This is a genomic window from Streptomyces sp. IBSBF 3136 (genome assembly GCF_036815105.1).
Taxonomy (GTDB): domain Bacteria; phylum Actinomycetota; class Actinomycetes; order Streptomycetales; family Streptomycetaceae; genus Streptomyces.
In genome coordinates this window covers 1-5,305 of the sequence record NZ_JAJSZC010000353.1, presented here as the reverse complement: position 1 = coordinate 5,305, position 5,305 = coordinate 1, and the positions used below count along the sequence as shown (strand labels likewise).

General features: G+C 73.9%; 5 protein-coding genes. All 5 read left to right on the top strand.

All coding sequences use genetic code 11. From position 1 onward, the window contains the following. A partial coding sequence (locus V7E45_RS38505; RefSeq protein WP_333778932.1) for a (2Fe-2S)-binding protein occupies positions 1 to 677 on the top strand: 677 nt, incomplete at its 5' end. Continuing rightward, a complete protein-coding gene (locus tag V7E45_RS38500) occupies positions 674 to 2,983 on the top strand; it encodes a xanthine dehydrogenase family protein molybdopterin-binding subunit (protein ID WP_333778931.1) in 2,310 nt (769 codons plus the stop codon). The genes V7E45_RS38505 and V7E45_RS38500, both read left to right, overlap by 4 nt. After that, a complete protein-coding gene (locus V7E45_RS38495; protein WP_333778930.1) occupies positions 2,980 to 3,129 on the top strand; it encodes a hypothetical protein in 150 nt (49 codons plus the stop codon). Before V7E45_RS38500 ends, V7E45_RS38495 begins: the two co-directional genes overlap by 4 nt. Positions 3,130 to 3,326: 197 nt before the next feature. After that, positions 3,327 to 4,496 (top strand): SUKH-4 family immunity protein, encoded by a 1,170-nt coding sequence (locus V7E45_RS38490; protein WP_333778929.1) that lies wholly within the window; start codon positions 3,327 to 3,329, stop codon positions 4,494 to 4,496. 168 nt (positions 4,497 to 4,664) lie between these two features. Beyond that, positions 4,665 to 5,305 (top strand): acetate uptake transporter (locus tag V7E45_RS38485; RefSeq protein ID WP_333778928.1); only part of this gene is annotated, 641 nt, incomplete at its 3' end.

The window sequence follows — 5,305 nt, the reverse complement described above, 5'->3', positions numbered from 1 at the left end:
CCCCCGCACCCCACGACGACCACCCCCTCGCCTCCTTCGTCCTGCGCGTCAACGGAGCCGACCGCCCCGTCACCGACGCCTGGATCGGCGAGTCCCTGCTGTACGTCCTGCGGGAGCGGCTCGGCCTCGCCGGCGCCAAGGACGGCTGCTCGCAGGGCGAGTGCGGAGCCTGCAACGTGCAGGTGGACGGGCGCCTGGTGGCCTCCTGCCTGGTCCCCGCGGTGACCGCGGCCGGCAGCGAGGTCCGCACCGTCGAGGGCCTGGCCACCGACGGGCAGCCCTCCGACGTGCAGCGGGCACTCGCCCGGTGCGGCGCCGTGCAGTGCGGCTTCTGCGTCCCCGGCATGGCGATGACCCTGCACGACCTGCTGGAGGGCAACCCCGCCCCGACGGAGCTGGAGACCCGGCAGGCCCTGTGCGGCAACCTCTGCCGCTGCTCCGGCTACCGGGGCGTCCTGGACGCCGTCCAGGAGGTCGTCGCCGGGCGCGAGGCGCACAGCGCCACCGACGCCGGGACGGACGTCGACGAGGCGCGTATCCCGCACCAGGCGGGGCCGGGCTCCGGCGGCGTCAATCCGTCGGCGTTCGACGCGCCGGGGGTCTTCGACAGTCCCGGCACATTCGGTACACCGGGAGGGCACGACCAGCACTACGGCCAGGACGGAGGCCAGGGGTGAGCAACGAAGCGGCCACCGCGACCACCGCGGCGGAGTCGGTCCCCGCCGCCGAACCGCTGCCCCACGGCCTCGGCGCCTCGCTGCCGCACGCCGACGCCCGGGCCAAGACCGAGGGCACCTTCCCGTACGCGGCCGACCTGTGGGCCGAGGGCCTGCTGTGGGCGGCCGTCCTGCGCTCCCCGCACGCGCACGCGCGCATCGTCTCCATCGACACCACCCACGCGCGCGAGATGCCCGGCGTACGGGCCGTCGTCACCCACGAGGACGTGCCCGGCACCCCCGTCCACGGCCGGGGCACACCGGACCGCCCCGTGTTCGCCTCCGAGGTCGTGCGCCACCACGGCGAGCCCATCGCCGCCGTCGCCGCCGACCACCCCGACACCGCGCGGATGGCCGCAGCCGCCGTCATCGTCGAGTACGAGGTGCTCGACCCGGTCATCGACCCGGAGCAGGCCTTCGAGGCCGAACCCCTGCACCCCGACGGCAACCTGATCCGGCACATCCCGCTGCGCCACGGCGACCCGGACGCGCTCGGCGAGGTCGTCGTCGAGGGCCTGTACCGCATCGGCCGCCAGGACCCGGCCCCCATCGGCGCCGAGGCCGGCCTCGCGGTGCCGCGCCCCGACGGCGGGGTCGAGCTGTACCTCGCCTCCACCGACCCGCACGCCGACCGCAACACGGCCGCCGCCTGCTACGGCCTGTCGCCGGAACAGGTGAAGATCGTCGTCACCGGGGTGCCGGGCGCCACCGCCGACCGCGAGGACCAGGGCTTCCAACTCCCGCTCGGACTGCTCGCCCTGCGGACCGGCTGCCCGGTCAAGTTCACGGCCACCCGCGAGGAGTCCTTCCTCGGCCACGCCCACCGCCACCCGACCCTGCTGCGCTACCGCCACCACGCCGACGCCGAGGGCAGACTGGTGAAGGTCGAGGCGCAGATCCTGCTCGACGCGGGCGCCTACGCCGACACCTCCGCCGAGGCCCTAGCCGCCGCCGTCTCCTTCGCCTGCGGCCCCTACGTCGTCCCCAACGCCTTCATCGAGGGCTGGGCCGTACGCACCAACAACCCGCCGTCGGGCCACGTGCGCGGCGAGGGCGCCATGCAGGTCTGCGCCGCCTACGAGGCGCAGATGGACAAGCTCGCGAAGAAACTGGGCGAGGACCCGGCCGAACTGCGCCTGCGCAACGCCCTCGCGACCGGGGACGTCCTGCCCATCGGCCAGACGGTGACCTGCCCGGCCCCGGTGGCCGAACTCCTGCAGGCGGTACGCGACTTCCCGCTCCCGGCGCTGCCGAAGGACACCCCCGAGGACGAGTGGCTGCTGCCCGGCGGCCCCGAGGGCGCCGGCGAGCCGGGCGCGGTGCGCCGGGGCGTCGGCTACGGCGTCGGCATGGTGCACATGCTCGGCGCCGAGGGCGCGGACGAGGTGTCCACGGCGACCGTCAAGGTCCACGACGGCGTCGCGACGGTGCTGTGCGCGGCCGTGGAGACGGGCCAGGGCTTCACCACCCTCGCCCGCCAGATCGTCCAGGACACGCTGGGCATCGACGAGGTCCACGTCGCCCCCGTCGACACCGACCAGCCCCCGGCCGGTGCGGGTTGCCGCGGCCGGCACACCTGGGTCTCCGGCGGCGCGGTGGAACGCGCGGCCAAGATGGTCCGCACGCAACTGCTCCAGCCGCTCGCGCACAAGTTCGGCATGTCGACGGAGTTGCTGCAGATCACGGACGGCAAGATCACCTCGTACGACGGTGTCCTGTCGACCACCGTCACCGAGGCGCTGGACGGCAAGGAGCTGTGGGCCACGGCCCAGTGCCGCCCGCACCCCACCGAGCCGCTGGACGCCGAGGGGCAGGGCGACGCGTTCGTCGGCCTCGCCTTCTGCGCGATCCGCGCGGTGGTGGACGTCGACATCGAACTCGGCTCGGTCCGGGTGGTGGAGCTGGCCGTCGCCCAGGACGTGGGCCGGGTGCTGAACCCGGCGCAACTGGCCTCGCGCATCGAGGCCGGCGTCACCCAGGGCGTGGGCATCGCCCTCACCGAGAACCTGCGCACGCCCCGCGGCCTGATCCGCCATCCCGACCTCACGGGTTACGCCCTGCCGACCGCGCTGGACGCGCCGGACATCCGGATCGTGAAGCTGGTCGAGGAGCGGGACGTGGTCGCGCCCTTCGGCGCGAAGTCGGTCAGCGCGGTCCCGGTGGTGACGTCCCCCGCGGCCATCGCCTCGGCGGTCCGCGCGGCGACCGGGCGCCCGGTCAACCGGCTGCCGATCCGCCCCCAGGCCGCGGTGGTGACGGGCCAGTGACGCAGCGGTCCGAGGAGGAGCGCGAAGTGCCGCGCGAGGAACCCCGATACGAGGCGGCGCCGGGCGTGGGCAAGCTCGCCCTGTGGATCCTGCTGTTCGCGATGGCCGCGCTGGCCGTCGTCCTGGGCGGCGTGTACTTCACCTGACGCGCGTCCCGCTCCACCCGAGGGTGGTCCCGGTGTGCGCCGGCACGCAACGGGCCCGGGCCTCCCTGCGTCCTTTCCCCCGAGGGGCGTTGTCAGTGGTGCGGCGTACTGTGCGGAGCAGTGACGGGCACCTGCCCGCGGACGCCATTCGACGACGTCCGCACACAGTCACGCACGGGGAAGATCGCGGGGGAGCGATGAGCACGACCGACGCCGGGGTCCCGGCGATCACGCTGACCGAGGCGGAGCTGGACCGGTACGTCACGCACCCGCCGACGCGCGGCCTGCTCGCCGGGCCCGGCGTGCCGGCCCGGACCGACCTGCTGACCTTCTCCCCGCTGCGCACACACGGCCTGCGGACCCTCGGCGACGCCACGGACGGCCCGTTCCGCCTGGCGGAGGAGCTGCGCGGCCGCCTGGTGATAGGCGAACTCCTCAACCCCGCGGGTATGGAACGCGAGTCGATCCTGCTCGACGGCCGCACGGGCGAGCTCACCACGGCCTACCTCTTCGAGCCGGCCGAGACCCGCCCGTTCGCCCCCTCGCTGGCCACGCTGCTGCGCTTCGCCGCGGTCACGGAGGAACTGGCCGGTCTGCGCGGCCGCTTCGCCTCCCTGGCCGGCCAGTACGGCCCCAGGACCGTCACGGAGGCCTCGCGCCGCCTCCTCGCCCTCTTCGCCGAGGGCACGGACGGCCGGGTCCCGGCCTACTGGAAGGCGGCGGCCCTGATCCGCCCGCTCGCTCTCATCGCCGGCCCCGGCACCGGCTCCGGCCTCACGCTGGACGTCCCGGCCCGCCTCCTCGACCAGGAGTTCGGCCACGGCCGGGTGACGCGCCACGAGGAGGTCGACCTCCCCGCCACCCTCACCCACGAGCCGACCCGCCGCTTCCTGCGCGAGACGGGGCTGCCGGAGGAGGCGGTCCTCTTCCACGCCGAGACCGACGGCCCGCTGCGCACCCTCACCGAGTTCTCCGCCGCCGAGTCGGCCGCCGACTGCTCCGAGCCCTCCACGGACGGCCTGCCCGCCCACTCCGACCACCTGATCCGCCTCGGCCACCTGGTCGAGGACAACAGCCTGGTGGTCGACGGCAGAACGGGCGCGGTCCTCACCTACTGCGCGCCGGAGGCGACGCTCCACCCGCTGAACACCGACGTCTCCACGCTGGCCTTCACGCTCTGGCTCCTGCACCACGAGCGCACCATCGACGAACACCTGTCCCGCGAACTCACGACCGACGCCTACGACCAGCTCGCCGCGGCCATGATCCAGACCCTGACCTCGGTCGACCCCACCGCCGTGGCCCCGGCCACCGACTGGCACTACTGGACGGAGCTGTTCCAGGACGAGGCGGGCGGCGTGCTCTGACGCCCCGCTCGGCGCGAGGCCTACCACTGGGGCAAATGGGTACAAATCTACATAAGCGCAGGAGAAGTCCCGCACAGCGCGGCTGCCCGGGACTTCGGCCAGTCAGGCCGTGTGCGGCATGCGTCGGTCGGCTGGTCCCGCCCTCCTCTCGCCGAAGGGATGCGGGTCATGAACGAGGAGACGACGAGTTTGCCCTCGGAGCAGCCACACCCAGGGGCGCCGCACCCGACGGTCTCGGGTGATCCCGCTCCGCTGGGCCTGGCGGGTTTCGCCCTGACCACCCTGCTGCTCTCCTTCATCAACACGAACCTGCTCAAGGAGGCCGCCGCGATCATCCCGGTGCTGGCGCTCGCCCTGTTCTACGGCGGCTTGGCCCAGTTCATCGCCGGGCTGTTCGAGTTCCGCCGCGGCAACACGTTCGGCGCCACGGCCTTCGTCTCGTACGGCGCCTTCTGGCTGTCCTACTGGTGGCTCGCGCCGCGCCTCGAGGTCGTCGGCGGCGCCCACAACGCGCTGGGACTGTTTCTGCTCGGGTGGGGCGTCTTCACCGCCTACATGGCCGTCGCCGCGCTGCGCGTCAGCCTCGCCGTCCTGGCCGTGCTCGTGCTGCTGACGATCACCTTCGTCCTCCTGGCCATCGGCGCCTTCCAGACCGGGCTGCCTCCGCACACCGTGACGGAGGTGGGCGGCTGGTTCGGCATCGCCACGGGCCTGGTCGCCTTGTACACCTCGGCGGCCACCGTCATCAACGACACCCACGGCCGCCCGCTGCTCCCCATCGGCCCCCGCCGGCCCGGCCACGGCGGCCT